This window comes from Rhodothermales bacterium (genome assembly GCA_040221055.1).
In the GTDB taxonomy this organism is placed as follows: domain Bacteria; phylum Bacteroidota; class Rhodothermia; order Rhodothermales; family UBA10348; genus 1-14-0-65-60-17.
Map to the genome: position 1 here is coordinate 28571 of JAVJVN010000009.1, position 15153 is coordinate 43723.

A 15153-nucleotide genomic window follows, 5' to 3' on the forward strand; every position below is an offset into this window, starting at 1 on the left:
TTTCACGCCTGTGCCGACCCCGAATCGCCTGGATTTGACCATACACAGCAATTTCGACGACCTCGAGCGGGTGGTTGATGAGACGGAGTCGTTCTTTTCGGCGCTTTCAGACGACGGGGACTTCGTGTACACCGCGGTACTGTTGGCGAGCGAAGCTGCCACAAACTCCATAGAGCACGGCAACAAGCTCGACCCGGCGCGGATGGTCCGGATTTCCTATGAGGTCCATGGACCCTCGGTTGAGATGCACTTCGAGGATGAAGGCTCCGGATTCAATCGTGCCGATATTCCCGATCCGCTTTCAGACGAAAACATACTTGACGACGGCGGAAGAGGCATTTTCCTGATCGAGCGACTGGCTGATGCCGTCCGATATGAGAATGGAGGCCGACGTGTCGTCATCGTTCTGACCAGAAAGTAGGCGTGCCCGGGAAAGGAGCTGCAGCGTCCAACAGGGCCATCGTCCTCTCTGGACTGTACAGTGTCGCCGCCATGGCGCTGGTTGTCGGTGCGACACGCAAAGAGTGGTTCCTGATATTCGTGGCGTCTGCCCTTGCCATGCTGTTCATCCAGATTTGGATGTGGCAAACCGATGCGCTGGATTGGAAGGGGATAGCCCTGCTGGCGATTCTGGTGCGTCTGGTGGCCCTTCCGGTTCCACCGGTGCTTTCGGATGATGCTTATCGGTACATCTGGGATGGAATGGTGAACCTTGAGGGCATGAATCCTTTCCTGTTGGTGCCCAGTGATCCTTCGCTGCGCTTCCTGCACGATGCCGCGGTCTATCCACTCATCAACCGACCCGATGTCCACTCTGTCTATCCACCGGTCTCCCAAGCCCTTTTCACGGCGGCAGCGGCCATAGGGGGAGAGTCATGGACCCGCGCATTTCTCGCGCTGAAGTCCATTGCGGTCCTGCTTGAGATGTTTGGACTGTACCTGTTGTCCCGCATAGCCAGGGAGCGTTCCGTCATGTTGCTTGCATTGAGTCCGGTTCTGCTGGTGGCTGGAGCTGTACAGGGCCATACCGACATTCTTCTCGTCGCACTGTTCGGCGGAGCGTTGTGGGCCTGGCAGCGGAATTACCGCGTGACCACCATCGGTATCCTGACGCTGGCCGGCTGGGTGAAGTTGTGGCCCTTGTTGTTCGTGGTCACATTCCTTATCCATCTCTCGAAGGAAGATCCGAAAGTGGCTTTCCGTGGCGCGGTGTTGACGGTCGCGATGACCGTGTTGTTGTGGATGCCTTTCATGCACAGAGCGGTTCCGGGACATATCCTTGAATCGCTGGACCTTTATGTGCGGTGGTTTGAGTTCAATGCCGGCCCGTACTACATCGTTAAGGAGTGGTACTGGTGGACCACCGGGATGGATTGGTCCAAGCAGATTGGTCCTGCATTCCGCCTGCTGTTCCTGATCGGTACGGCGTTCATCTGGTTGCTGCAGTTGGTCCAGGCTCGTCGCTTGGCGTTCGTGGTTTCCGCGCCGGATAATCAGCCGTGGTTCCTGTGCTGGGTCATAACCTGTGCGTACTTCCTTCTCTCGACGACCATCCATCCCTGGTACATCGTAGGATTGGTGGTCCTGGGTATGGTCCTGTTCGAGGACCGGATTCCCTGGCACATCCTGGTATTCAGTGTCCTGTCGTTCGGAACGTACCTGTTGTATGTGGGCGGGCCGTACTGGTGGACCGTTGCACTTTCCTGGACCGGAGCCGCTGCTGTATGGATGTGGCTGCAGGCCACCGGCCGCCGGACAGGTTGGATGGACACCATCCTGCGTTGGCGGGCATGGGGCAAGATGCTGTTGATGCGTCCCTGGGTGTTTCCAGATTTCGCCGTGGCAGGGGAGAGGATCCTCGATCTCGGTGGCGCTGAAGGATACGTTGCCGATGCTGTACTGGACCGATTTCCGGGCTGGGACAGGGCTGCTGTTGTTGATATCCGACCCGCCGGTCGGACGTCGAATGAACACCACGTGTACGATGGAATCGTACTCCCCATGGATGACGAATCCTATGGCTTAGTAATATTGTCGTACGTTTTGCACCATTCCAGCCATCCAGAGCGTGTTCTGTCCGAAGCCCTTCGCGTTTGTGCAGGTCGTGTCGTCATTCTCGAGTCGGTTTACCGCTCTTCATATTCCCTGCGGTGGCTTCGCTTTGCGGACCACCTTGCGAATGCGGTCCGATCCAGGGGGGAAATGAGCCGGCATGCGGATAGCCTCAATCATCGTCGGGAGGACGAATGGGTCGACGCGGCCCGTGAGCTCGGGGGCGTGGTTGTCGGAAGGCGAACAGTCGTGCGACCCGGGCACGTAACCGCAGTCCTCGTCATCGCGAAGAAGCGATGATGTCCAGGCGCTCGTCCATGGAGAGCGCATCGGTATCGATCCAGATGGCTCCATCCAACTTGCGGAACCAGGTCAACTGTCGCTTTGCGTATCGTCGGGAATTCCGCTTTACCCGTTCGACGGCCGAGGCGAGAGTACATTCACCCCGGACATATGGCAACAGTTCCTGGTAACCGATGGTTCGGAGCGGAGCGTCCATCTCGTTGTAGCCCAATGCGTGGAGCCGCTCCACCTCATCAATCAGGCCATCCGACAACATGCGATCGACGCGTTCGTTGATGGCGCTGTACAGCCCCGTGCGATCCCTGTGCAGCACAAAGACCTGGTACTGGAATGCGGGTTCTTCATGCTCGTGGAAGAAAGACGAGAGCGGTCGTCCGGTAGCCGTCCAGACTTCCAATCCCCGGACAATTCGCTGGGTTTTGGTCGCGTCGAGCGTGGCTGCGTACGCAGGATCCACATCGGATAGTTCTACATAAAGCGTTGCCGCCCCTTCATTTACCAGTCGTGAATTGAGGTGACTTCTGATATCAGGCGGCACCTTGGGCGTTCGACCAATGCCGTTCACGAGGGCCGACAGGTACAGGGTCGATCCACCTACGACCACAGGAAGGCGCCCGGCATAAAGGATGGATCGGATGAGCGTTTCCGCATGATTCTTGAACGCCCCAGCGGACCAGGTTTCATCCAGGGACATTCCACCGGTGAAGTGGTGAACAATCCCGTCCATCTCGGAGGCCGTCGGCTTGGCTGTTCCGATTGCCAGATCGTCGTAAACCTGACGACTGTCACATGAAATGACTTCGCCGGGGCCATCTTGGAGAGTCGCACTGCGATGCGCGAGCTTGACCGCCGTCTCGGTTTTGCCCACGGCGGTCGGTCCCGTAATGACTGGTATGCGTTCAGACATCCAGGTACGTGCCGGACGAATCATCCGGGCGGGCATGTGAATACTTGCTGGTAGTAGTCAGGGATTTGTGCCCCAGGGTTTCTTTCACGAGATGCGTCGGCGCACCCCGGTCCATGGCATGGGAAGCGTGGGCGTGCCGTAGCCAATGAGGAGACACGTCTTTATCGATTCCTGCGGCCTTTGTGGCCGACTTCACAATACGCCACATCTGTTGACGGCTCAGGTTGCCGCCATGGGACGACCGGAATACCGGGTCCGGCGATCGTCCGAATCCGTCCGCAAGTTCGCGTTGACGCAATTCCATCAAATCCTTCCAGACAGAAGCTGTAACCAGGACATTCCGTGCTTTTTCGCCTTTCCCGACAACGGTAATCTGACCGGCCGTTCCTGATGAAGCTCTTCGCTCCGTTACATGCTTCCAGCACAACATGACCAACTCCGATACGCGCGCACCCGAAACATAGAAGAGACGCAACAGCAGTCGATTCCTGGAGGTATCTGCCTGATCGAGTATCAAGTGGAGTTCATCTTCCGAAAGGATACGCTGGGCAAGCATATCCGGTATCTTGGGCAAGGAGACGGCTGCACCCACGTTGAACTCCGTGAATCCGATCTTGTGCGCAAAACTGAGCAGACTCTTGATGGAAGCCAGCTTTCGGGCGCGTGTTGATACGGCCTTGCCGGAACGGTGCAGTTGCTCATCCCAACCCCACAGGTGTTCCAGCTTGATGGCTGCAAGGGATATGTCGGCAAAATCAAAGAATTGCCGGATGTCGCGCACGTAGGCGTCACGGGAGTTCTCGCTCTTGCCGCGCAGCCACAATTGGATGACGTGATCGTCCGTACGAGCGGATGAAAGAGTGCCCGCGTCACCGCGGACAAGCTCAGGAAGAATCGAATCGGAAGCCATTCCAAGCGTGTTTTTCATTCATGTGTAACATAAGGTTAATTATGTAACGTTACAAGTGCCCGGGACTTTTGACCGGATCCGCGCGTAGGAATGACTCATTCCAGCGGCAGTCTCCTCAACATCCTAGACACTTCGGCATCCATCGGTATGCGCCTGTTCCTTCTGTTCGTCGTCGTTCCGGCAATCGAGCTCATGCTTCTTATTGAGATCGGCCAGATCATAGGAACTCTTCCAACCTTCGGATTGATTGTGGTAACGGGTCTGGCTGGCTCGGCGTTGGCGCGTACTCAGGGACTTTCTGTTTGGAAAAAATTCCAGGCGCGGCTCTCGGAGGGCCGCATGCCCGGAGCTGAGCTCATTGACGGGCTCATCATCCTGGTCTCCGGTGCGCTCCTGCTTACACCAGGTGTATTGACAGACATTTTGGGGTTGGCTGGTCTGATTCCCTTTACGCGTCGCATGCTCCGCAAACCCTTGTCAGCGTATGTCAGACAACACTTTACGTTGAACACACGCTCCGGATTTACGGGTTCAGGAGAACATCAGATGACCGACGCCGAATGGTCTGTAGAAGATGACTGATATCTCCTTTCCACTTCAGGAATCAATTGACGCGCTGGAAGAGCAATTCGCAACGATGTATGCGCTTGTGCCTCAGTTGGTTGTGAGGGACACAGACACTTCGGGATGGTCTGTCAGTCAGCATTTGGAGCATATATGCATTGTTGCTGGCGGATTCGCTGTGGTACTCCTGACCGGTCGCGGACCGCGCCTGGAGCCAACGCATCCCGAATATCGGCCTGAGGTCCTGAATGAAGGGCGCATTCCTCGCGGAAAAGTCAAAGCCCCTCCGGTTGCTCAGCCGACAGGCATCGAAGATCCGGATGCGTTGACTGCGCTGCTGAAGAAAACGCACGGCAGGCTGAAAAACGCCATGTCGCAGCCACCGGACCGATCAGCGGATCATCCACTGTTGGGCACATTCTCCCGGGACGAAGTCTTCCGGTTCCTGGTGGTTCACAACGCGCATCATCTTGCCATCATCGACGATATTCTAGGATCGTAGGTTGTCGACAACGTGCGTACGCGCAGCCCGGATGGTTTGCGTAGCAACGGTTGCGACTGCCAACAGGGCGATAAGCAAAACAGACCATACCACGGTCCCAATGCCCGGTTCAATCCCATTACTCAGATTTGAGAGCCACAAGGCATTCAACAGCCAGGCTACCGGCGTCCCTATTGCAACGCCAAAAAGCATCATGACGATTGTCTCACGCGAGAGCAGCAGGGCAACCTGTTCGTGTGATGCGCCGAGCGCCTGGCGGATTCCAACTTCCCGTGTTCGGTGACGCGCGGTATACATGGCCATACCGAACAGGCCCAAGCAGGATATCAACACGGAGAAAAAGGCAAAGACACCGACGATGGACAACAGGTCAGCGAACAGGAGGACAATGAAATTGTTTTTCAGCTCATCATCCAATACCTGCAAAATCGGTGCGTGAACGGTCGGCAATTGTGACCACTCCCTCGTGATACCAGAGATGGCGTCCTGGACGCCCCCGGGAACGGTTGTCACGACGGCATACCGGAATTCAGACGGTCGGTAGCGCACGGAAATGGGATCACCAGAGCGCATTGGATCGGCCGATATGAAATCGGCAATTACGCCAATGACCGTGGCAGGAGACCCATCGACTGTCAGAACAGCGTCCACGGCGTCAACGGGTGATGTAAATCCGAGTTTTCTGACGGCCGACGCACCCAGGATTACCGCATCGGTCGAATCCGTGGTACGCGCTGGATCGAAATTCCGTCCGGCCAACAGGTCAAGACCCATGACGTCCAGCCATGCTTCATCGACCGAGAAATGGTGGGAATTGACCGAATCGGCCAGGCTGGGACGATAGAGCCATGCACCGTTCGTTGATCCCAGCCCCGGGACCTTGTCGCTTCCGGCAATGCGGACGATCGACGGGTTGGATGCCACTGCGTTCTTCAGCCGATCGAACGGCACATCCTGTAGCGCGATGTTGACAACGTGCTCCCGGTTGAATCCATAGTCGGTGTTAGCCATATGCCGGAACTGACCGAGCATCATGAATGACGTCACCACGAAGACAATGGAAAATGCGAACTGGGATGTCGTCACGACCTTCCGGAACCGACCCCGATCAGGTGCATGCCCGGAGCCCGTGCCGGCGAGAACGGTTGTCGTATTGACTCGTGTAAACCGGCGCGCCGGGTACACCCCCGCCAGGATACCGACCGCCAACGTGAAGGCAATGGCCAGGCCGTACACCCACATATCCTTGCCCAGGTCGATCAGGATCTGGTTCTCTGAAAAAGAAATGAGCGAGAGACTGTTGAAGGCTGGAAGCAACCACATCAGAATGCCGGCTGCAATCAGGAGCGCCAAGAGCGCAATCAGGACGGCTTCTACAATGAACTGAAAGAAAATGGACGACGTTCCAGCTCCCATCGTCCGACGGATGCCAATTTCCTTGAACCGGGTCGTTCCTCTGGCAACGGTCAGCGTGACATAGTTGAAACCGGCAATCAGCATGATGACGAGCCCGAATCCACCCAGGAAAAACGCAGCAATTCGGGGCATGACCGCACCGAGCTGGTTGGCCATGAGCATGCCCAGGTTGATGTCCGTGAGTGGCTGCAACACGAACGCATCGTATCGGTGCTCGCCGGATGGATCTGTGTAGGCCGATGTCCGGAGTCGTTCCAGCGATTGCTGCAGGCGGTCGACGGTGTCATCCTGAATCACCACGTATGTATACGAGCGTGACATCGACGTCCGCCAGTCGGCCAACTGTTGGGTAAACACTGGATTCTCGGTCAACGTCGTGAGCGAAGCCAATGCATCGAAACGGAAGTGGCTGTGTGGATTCGCTTCAATGAGTCCGGTTACCGTGAACGTCCTCCCTCCCGGCTCAATGAGCACCTGTCCCACCGGCTCGGTGGTACGTCCAAAAAGGCGAATGGCGGATTCCGGGGTGAGCAAGAGGGATCCCGGCGCGGACAGGGCGGATTCCGGGTCGCCATCCAGCATCCGGAAATCGAATGTCTTCAGGAAATCCGGACCTACATAAAGTCCCGGCGTCCGAATGGCGTTGTCATCAACAATGAACTCGCCGGAGAAGCCATCACGAACGTGGACGGCACTCTCCACGCCAATTCCCTCGGCCAACAGTTGTTCGGCCAGGGTGGACGGAGACGTGGCATACATCTCAGACTCCACATTGGACGGGGACTTGTAGTCCGAGACAATCCGGTAGGTCTGGTCTGCCTTCTCATGGAATGTGTCATACCGCCATTGGTCTGCAATGAAGAGCAGAACCAGCAGACAGAGTGCCATGCTGACACCCAATCCGAAGATATTGATGGCCGAGAACGTTGCGTTCCGGGAGACGACCCGAAACCCTGTTTTGAGATGGTGTGACCACATCATGGCATGCCACAGAACGTATTGTTGAAACAGAAACGGGAAAGAATGCAGGATGATGGCCCATAGGTGGAATCGGGCCTTGGTGGGTCCGTGTGTACATTCGTACCACACGTACTCCTCGGAAAGGTCTCCGACGAGGTGGTGCAGGTCCTTCGGCAAAAGGAAGCCGAGTACACGAAGGGATATGGGCTCCCGACGGCTCAATTCGACGGTACCGGAGTCAGGCCAGACCACGCTGCCTCGGTCAGTGCACGGACGGCGGATAGTGCACGTACACCTTTGTCGGACAATCGGTAACACCGTTTGGAGCGACCACCCCGTTCATCAGTCGGGTCGCTGTCCCAGTACTCCAAGTAGCCGCGCCGTGCCAGTCGCTTCAAGGGACTGTAGACGGCACCGATCGACCACTCGGTGTCTGTGAGATCACCCAGGAGTGCGCGGATGGTGAGACCGTAGGCGTCACCTTGCAAGCGCCAGACGACCAACAGGATGAGTTCTTCCGTTCGGGACAGGTAATCCATGGCATTTGTTTGGTTATGCCGAACAAATACGCAGGATCGCTGCCATGGTTACGCCAAGGCGAAATATCGCGGTCCTTTGATACGTAAAAAGCTCCTTCAGATACACTGAAGGAGCTTTTCGTAGGTCCGCGGGGACTCGAACCCCGAACCCGCTGATTAAGAGTCAGCTGCTCTGCCAGTTGAGCTACGGACCTGGGTTGGCGCTTGTCAACGCCACTCCCGGCGCCGGGTTCGGCGAAAATGTGAGGCCTGCGTGAAAAGATTCGTCACGCTACACGTCCAGCTCCTGGACTTCGCCGGCACCGTTCATGATGAAATCAAAACGGGCAGATGCATCTTTCCCCATAAGGTCTGAAATGGTCTGCTCCGTACGCATGCGTTCAGCATCGGGTATGGCCACCTGCAACAACCGCCGCCTGTCAGGGTCGAGCGTGGTCTCGTGCAGGGTTGCCGGCATCATCTCGCCAAGACCCTTGAAACGCTGGAGCTCGATCTTGGCATTCTTGTTTTTCTTGCGGATGAGTTTCTCAATGCGTTCCCGGTCAAGATCATCCAGGGCCCACCAGGTCTGTTTTGCGGCGTCCATGCGATACAGGGGTGGCTGGGCGATGTAGACGTACCCCTCCTCTATCAGCGGCTTCATGTACCGGTACAGGAAGGTCAACAGCAACGTCGTGATGTGATGACCATCGGAATCGGCATCCATGAGCAGGATGATCTTGTGATAGCGGAGCTTCGCGACGTCCAGCTGATCGCCCAGTCCACATCCCAGAGCCTGGACCACATTCGACAATTCCTTGTTCTCCATGACCTTGCTGAGCGTGGCCTGTTCGGCATTCAGCACCTTCCCACGAAGCGGCAGAATGGCCTGCGTGTTCCGGTTGCGCCCCTGCTTGGCCGATCCACCCGCCGAGTCGCCCTCAACAATGAACAATTCGCTCTCTGCCGGATCGGTACTCGAACAATCAGCCAACTTGCCGGGCAGGTTCAACCGGTGTGATACGCTGGACTTGCGCCGGACGCTGGAAGCGGCCGCCCGGCTTGCGTGCCGGGCCTTTGCCGCCTGCACAATACGGGTGGCAATGGCGTCTCCCGTCGTGGGATGCTGGTTCAGGAATTGCTCCAACTCCAGGCGAACCGCACCGGCAACAATGGACTTGATTTCCGGATTGTTCAGTTTTTCCTTCGTCTGGCCCTGGAACTGGGGATCGACCATGAACAGGTTCACCACGCCCACGATTCCCTCCCGGATATCATCCGCGGAAATCTCAAGTTTTTTCGGCATGAGGTCGTGCGTGTCCATGTAGGCGCGTACTGCCGAGCGTACGGCATCCCGGAAGCCCTGCTCATGGGTCCCCCCATCCCGGGTCGGAATGCCATTCACGAACGAACGAACCAGTTCCCGCGGCGACTCTGTCCACTGCAAGGCCAGCTCCACGCGGGCGCCATCCGTCATGTCTGCCTGCCGGATGACGAACGATTCCGGATGAACCGGGCGGGCGCCCGCCTCTTCCAGCAAATGCTGCTGGTATTCGGATATACCCCCTTCGTGGTGGAATTCCTTCTTGGTACCGGTAACCTCGTTCCGGAAGGCAATCCTGAGCGCTCCATTCAGGTAGGTTTTGATTTCGAGGTTTTCCTCGATCAGTTCGGCGTCGAACTCGACGGTCTCGAAGATCTCCGGATCTGGCCGGAAATAGGTGGTCGTTCCCGATCCCCGCGAATTGGAGGCCGTTTTCAGCAGTTTCGAAACCGGAACACCGCGCTCGTAGCGCTGCTCCCATGTCCCCCCGTCCCGCTTGATGGTAATCAGCAGCTCTTCCGAAAGGGCATTCACCACGGACGCACCGACCCCGTGCAAGCCACCGGACGTGATATAGTTGCTGGAGTCGAATTTGCCTCCGGAATGCAGGGTGGTCAGAATAAGCTGGACCGTAGGAATCTTCTTGGTCGGGTGGATATCCACGGGGATGCCCCGACCGTTGTCCGACACGGTAATGGAACGACCATCCCGGTGGAGTACGACGTCAATGTGGGAGGCATACCCGTTCGTGGCTTCATCCACCGAGTTGTCGACGACTTCCCAAAGCAGATGATGCAAGCCGGGCTTTCCGGTGCCCCCGATATACATGCCCGGTCGCTTCCGGACGGGTTCGAGCCCCTCCAGCACCTGGATGTTTTCTCCCGTGTACAAATTGCTCATTCTGAACGGATTTCTACGGTTTCATAGACCACACGGGCAACGCCACCCCGCTTGATGATCAGTTTGCCCTTGTTGGCACGGTTGGCCACGTCAAACTTGGTCGTGCGGACAATCTCCGTCCGTCCGCGACTGGTTTCCAGCTCGAGACCCTGGCGGGCCGCATCGGACAGCGTCCAGCCTGCCACCTGATCCTTCGCTTCCAGGCGGATGGCCCGTACCCCTTTGGCCGCACTCTTCATGATCGGCACCTGATTCACGGGGAAAATCAGGCAATAGCCACCCCGCGAGGCCAAACACACATTTTCCCCGCCACCGGCGATTTCAGCCCGGATGACTTCGGCACCCTTCTGCAAGCGCATGAACATCCGCCCGGCAACCGTCGACGGATCGGAAAAATTCTCCAGGGGCAACCGCAATATCTGGCCATCCGTCGACACGCCCACGATGGTCAACGGCTCTTCGACCGGTTCGCCGTTCTCACCGAACAATTCAGGGGCATCCTCGGCTCGCGGTGCAGGTTTCGGCAATGACCGTCGGTCCGTGCACACCACACCGACAATGTGTTCCCTGTCCGAGAAATCGAACAACTTCTGGACAGGCGCTCCGTGACCCGTCGTGCTCAACAGGGCTTCCACCCGGCACGTGTAGGCCTTCCCGAAGTTCGTCACGAAAATGACCGCCTCCCGGGTCGTGGACGGGTAAATCCAATTGACGGAGTCCCCGTCACGAACGCGGATGCTTTCCACATCTCCGTAGGAACGCTGCCGTTTTACCCAACCGTCCGCGGTCACAATGACGAAGACGTCTTCCTCCACGATATAGTCCTCGGCAGAGTATTCGATGGCCTCATCTGGACCCGCGATGGGTGTCCTGCGCGGATCGGCAAATTTCTCCTTCAGATCCCGCAGTTCGGTTCGGATGATGCTCCATCGCGCAGGTTCATCGGCAAGCAATGCCCGGATTTCCGCGGCCTTCGCCTCCTTTTCCTCCAGTTCCGTCCGGATGGCATCGATTTCCAGCTTGGAAAGCTTGTACAGCTTCGTTTCCAGGATGGCATCAGCCTGGATGTCATCCAGGCCAAAACGATGCATGAGGCGCTGGGCGGCATCCGCCTTGTTGTCCGATGAACGGATTATCCGGATGGCTTCGTCCAGGGCGCTGAAGATTTTCTCGAACCCGCGCAGGATGTGGATCCGTTTTTCCAGCTGAGCGAGGTCATACTCCAGCCTCCGGACCACCACCTGCATCCGGAAATCAAGGAAATGCCGGAGAATCGTGACCAGGTCCACACGTGCCGGAGCGCACACTTCGGGATTGTCTGTCGGGATGAGGCACGTCAGGTTGACGTGGAATTTGGTCTGAAGCGACGTGTGTTTCAGGAGATATGCCATGGCTACGTCCTGATCGGCACCGCGTTTGATTTCCAGCACAATGCGCACGTCGTCCGTCGATTCGTCGCGCACATCCACCAATTGGGGGATTTTTCCCTTCAGGATGTGGTCCGCTATCTGCTCGATGAGGGCACTCTTGGTGAGTCCGTACGGAATACTCGTGATGATGACGCGCGATTTGCCCTCCATCTCATATTCCCCCCGCAACTCGATGGCCCCTTCCCCCTGCTCATAGATCTGCCGGATGGAATCAGGGGTATTCAGGATCCGGCCGCCCGTCGGAAAATCGGGGCCTTTGATGTGGTTCTCGACGAGGGTCGATACGCGCGCATTCGGGGATGCAATCAGGTAGATGCAGGCGTCCACCAATTCCGCCAGGTTGTGCGGTGGAATGTTCGTGGCCATACCCACTGCAATGCCCGATGCGCCATTCAGCAGCAGGTTCGGGACACTGGTGGGCAGCACGACGGGCTCGAACAGCGTTCCGTCGAAGGTCGGCCGGTACGCAACCGTATCCTTACGCAGTTCCTGCAGCAGCTCCATGGCCAGCGGTTGCAGCTTGGCCTCGGTGTAGCGCATGGCCGCCGGCGAATCCCCATCCAGGGACCCGAAATTCCCGTGACCATCCACGAGCGGCGCACGAAGTGAAAACGATTGCGCCATCCGGACCATGGCGTCGTAGATGGCGGAATCACCGTGTGGGTGGTACTTGCCCATGACCTCCCCCACCACCGTTGCGCTCTTCCTGAATCGCCCGTCGGGGTAAAGGTGCAGGTTGTTGAACATCGCGTACAGGATGCGACGCTGGACCGGCTTCAGACCATCCCGGATATCGGGCAAGGCCCGGCTGGTAATAACGGACAACGCATAGTTCAGATACCTGGAACGCGTTGTTTCATGCAATGGGATGACATCTACAACAGGCATGATCGGAGCACAATAACGGGCGTTTGGGGACGGAAGGAATGTACGAAAAAATCCGGCACGTCCGGACGTCAGTCCGCGAAGTGGAGCGTGAAATAGTCTCCGCGGTCACTCGTGTGATGCGCCAGGACACCCGCCCGCGTCAGCGTCACCAGAAGTTCACCCGCCGTGGATCGATCCGTATTGGAGACATTGGCCCACGTTGCCACGGTAATGCTCCCGTACTGCTCCAGATAGCGCAAGAGGATCATTTCCTGTTCGCCCATCTCGAAATGGACGCCCTCATTGGATGTCTCTGACCGGAGCAGGGAAACCGTTTCAGGGCTCGCCTCGACGCTCATTTCATCCACACGGATATAGGCCGTTTGCGATCCGCCCCCATCAGGCAACAGGAAATGCGGCTTGATTCCGCTGCGCGGCACGGTCACGACGAGGACGTCCCGCTTGTTCGTGACCGGTACCCGATAACTCCGCCACCGGACGGGCGGACGACAATGGGAGGAGACGGCCTGGCGCAACGAAAACTCCTCTTCTTCCGCATCCTTTACACCCACGACCGAGCCATCATCGTTCACTCCGATCAATACGGTACCTCCGCCGGTGTTCGCGAAGGCAATCATTTCCTTGGCAATCCGCTCGTGTGTCGGAACGCGTCGCTTGAATTCGATGTGCTGCCCCTCTCCCCTGGCCACGATCCGTTTGACATCTTCAAGGGTCATGGCTCTTCACACGCCAACCAATCCTCGTTTTTGGCCGAACGCATCATCAGGTCCTGGACCGCTTCCAGCGGCGGCTTCCCACGAAACAGGATACAATAGACGGCTTCCGTGATGGGCATTTCAACCCCCAGCTTCTTGGCCAGGTCATGGACAGACGCCGTTGTACGGACTCCTTCTGCCACCATGGTCATTTCGGCCTCCGCCTCTTCCAGCGACATGCCCCGGCCAATCTTTTCGCCCAGATTCCGGTTACGGCTCAATCCGCTCATGCAGGTGACAATCAGGTCTCCGATCCCGGCCAGACCCGCAAACGTGCGGGGATTCGCCCCCATGGCCACGCCAAGGCGCCGGATTTCGGCAATCCCCCGTGTGATGAGCGCCGCTTTGGCATTGTCGCCGTACCCCACCCCGTCGGAGATACCCGCACCGAGGGCGAGGATGTTCTTGACCGAGCCGGCAATCTCAACGCCCCGCACGTCATCATTCACATACACCCGCAAGGTCGGAGACATGAATACTTTCTGGATGTATTCCGAGACGCTGCGGTCGTAGGCCGCCGAAACGACGGCCGTCGGAACCCGTCGTGCAATTTCTTCCGCGTGACTGGGTCCGTACAGCACAGCCAACCGGGACAAGGGCACACGCGGCAGTGTGTCACGAAGTACACACGTCGTGGTCAATAACGTCCCGTTCTCGATTCCCTTGGCGACCGAAACGATGACCAGTCCGGCATGCGACATCGGTTCCAGTTGCTCGGCAACCGATCGCACGGCTTGGGAGGGTGTGGCAATCAGCCACAGATCCGCACCCTCCACGCTGGCTGCCAAATCGGAAGAAATCGAGATCGAATCAGGGAGTGTGGCATCGGGTAGGTAGTCCGGGTTGCGGCGGGTTTCCCGCATGGCCCGGGCTGACTCTTCCCGTCTGGCCCAAAGGCGAACGTCCTGACCGGACTCGGCCAGTGATATGGCGAGTGCCGTGCCGAAACTGCCACTTCCAATGACGGCGACGTGCGCCATGCTGCTGAGGTTTGGTGTTCGTGTTCAGATGAAGGAGTCGAGGACCGGCTCAGACTTCTCCGCGCCCATGCATGCCCCGACCGGGTCGGAAAGTACGAAGTCTGTTCTCCGTTCCGCTCATGAGGCGCTGGATATTGGTCCGATGGGCGATGAATAAACCGGCCGCCAGGAACAGCGCAAAGACAAATATGGATGCGTCGAGTACCGTCGACCCCAACACATACTTGCTGATCCCGATGGCCAGCGGGTACGTGACCACCGCGGACAGGGAAGCCACCGAGACGTACCGGGTAAGTACCAGGACGAGGACGAATACGGAAAGGGTCAAGGCCATGGTGGCGGGGGTCAGTGCTATCAGCATTCCGGCGGTGGTATTGACCCCCTTTCCCCCTTTGAAGCCCGCCCAGATGGGAAACATATGCCCGATTACGGCCGCGACACCCGCAATGAGGCTGACAACCGTGTTGGCATCCCAGAACCCGAGCCCTCCGGGGATGGGATCAATCCGCAAGCCCGAGATGACGCCAGCGGCGACAATGCCTTTGCCCAGATCGATGACGGTCGCGACCACACCGGATTTCCAACCGAGGACCCGGAAAGTGTTTGTCGCACCGGCGTTGCCGCTGCCATGATTCCGCACATCGATCCCGTGGAACAGCTTACCGACCAGGATACTGCCCGGAATGGATCCGATGAGATAACTCAGAACGATGATCACCGCAAGCGAGAGCATGCAGATTCAGG

Annotated in this window: 13 protein-coding genes and 1 tRNA gene; 4 read left to right on the forward strand and 10 right to left on the reverse strand. The window is 57.7% G+C overall.

Features of this window, described 5'->3' with window-relative positions; genetic code table 11:
- Nucleotides 1-34: 34 nt before the first annotated feature.
- Together RIE53_02790 and RIE53_02795 are read left to right on the forward strand one after the other, a co-directional pair.
- Complete coding sequence (locus RIE53_02790) at nt 35-421, forward strand: ATP-binding protein (GenBank protein MEQ9103605.1); 387 nt, start codon at nt 35-37, stop codon at nt 419-421.
- A gap of 71 nt (nt 422-492) precedes the next feature.
- The gene (locus RIE53_02795) at nt 493-2352 is read left to right on the forward strand and encodes a methyltransferase domain-containing protein (protein MEQ9103606.1); all 1860 of its coding nucleotides are present in this window, start codon (nt 493-495) and stop codon (nt 2350-2352) included.
- Here the strand turns inward: RIE53_02795 and miaA are convergent.
- Entirely contained in the window at nt 2333-3262 is a 930-nt protein-coding gene (miaA, locus tag RIE53_02800; protein MEQ9103607.1) for a tRNA (adenosine(37)-N6)-dimethylallyltransferase MiaA, read from the reverse strand. The genes RIE53_02795 and miaA overlap by 20 nt on opposite strands.
- On the reverse strand, nt 3255-4190 hold the full coding sequence (locus RIE53_02805; GenBank protein MEQ9103608.1) for a tyrosine-type recombinase/integrase: 936 nt from the start codon (nt 4188-4190) through the stop codon (nt 3255-3257). Before RIE53_02805 ends, miaA begins: the two co-directional genes overlap by 8 nt.
- Before the next feature lie 129 nt (nt 4191-4319).
- On the opposite strand from RIE53_02805, the gene RIE53_02810 reads away from it, so the two are divergent.
- Both RIE53_02810 and RIE53_02815 read left to right on the forward strand, forming a co-directional pair.
- Complete coding sequence (locus RIE53_02810) at nt 4320-4754, forward strand: FxsA family protein (GenBank protein ID MEQ9103609.1); 435 nt, start codon at nt 4320-4322, stop codon at nt 4752-4754.
- Nucleotides 4747-5238 (forward strand): DinB family protein, encoded by a 492-nt coding sequence (locus RIE53_02815; GenBank protein ID MEQ9103610.1) that lies wholly within the window; start codon nt 4747-4749, stop codon nt 5236-5238. The genes RIE53_02810 and RIE53_02815 overlap by 8 nt, the downstream gene beginning before the upstream one ends.
- Here RIE53_02815 and RIE53_02820 read toward each other — a convergent pair.
- From RIE53_02820 to plsY, 8 genes are all read right to left on the reverse strand, one after another.
- Entirely contained in the window at nt 5227-7635 is a 2409-nt protein-coding gene (locus RIE53_02820; protein ID MEQ9103611.1) for an FtsX-like permease family protein, read from the reverse strand. The two genes, RIE53_02815 and RIE53_02820, sit on opposite strands and share 12 nt — an antisense overlap.
- Before the next feature lie 197 nt (nt 7636-7832).
- On the reverse strand, nt 7833-8153 hold the full coding sequence (locus tag RIE53_02825; protein MEQ9103612.1) for a helix-turn-helix transcriptional regulator: 321 nt from the start codon (nt 8151-8153) through the stop codon (nt 7833-7835).
- A gap of 121 nt (nt 8154-8274) precedes the next feature.
- A tRNA-Lys gene (locus RIE53_02830) sits at nt 8275-8347 on the reverse strand.
- A 77-nt stretch (nt 8348-8424) separates the two neighbouring features.
- Nucleotides 8425-10356, reverse strand: coding sequence for a DNA topoisomerase IV subunit B (locus tag RIE53_02835; protein ID MEQ9103613.1), 1932 nt, complete (start codon nt 10354-10356; stop codon nt 8425-8427).
- Nucleotides 10353-12674 carry a DNA topoisomerase IV subunit A gene (locus RIE53_02840; protein ID MEQ9103614.1) on the reverse strand — a complete coding sequence of 774 codons (2322 nt, stop codon included), beginning with the start codon at nt 12672-12674 and terminating at the stop codon, nt 10353-10355. The genes RIE53_02835 and RIE53_02840 overlap by 4 nt, the downstream gene beginning before the upstream one ends.
- A gap of 68 nt (nt 12675-12742) precedes the next feature.
- Nucleotides 12743-13390 (reverse strand): ATP-binding protein, encoded by a 648-nt coding sequence (locus RIE53_02845; GenBank protein ID MEQ9103615.1) that lies wholly within the window; start codon nt 13388-13390, stop codon nt 12743-12745.
- On the reverse strand, nt 13387-14409 hold the full coding sequence (locus RIE53_02850; protein MEQ9103616.1) for an NAD(P)H-dependent glycerol-3-phosphate dehydrogenase: 1023 nt from the start codon (nt 14407-14409) through the stop codon (nt 13387-13389). Before RIE53_02850 ends, RIE53_02845 begins: the two co-directional genes overlap by 4 nt.
- Before the next feature lie 49 nt (nt 14410-14458).
- Nucleotides 14459-15142, reverse strand: a complete 684-nt coding sequence (plsY, locus tag RIE53_02855; protein ID MEQ9103617.1) for a glycerol-3-phosphate 1-O-acyltransferase PlsY — start codon at nt 15140-15142, stop codon at nt 14459-14461.
- Nucleotides 15143-15153 lie beyond the last annotated feature (11 nt).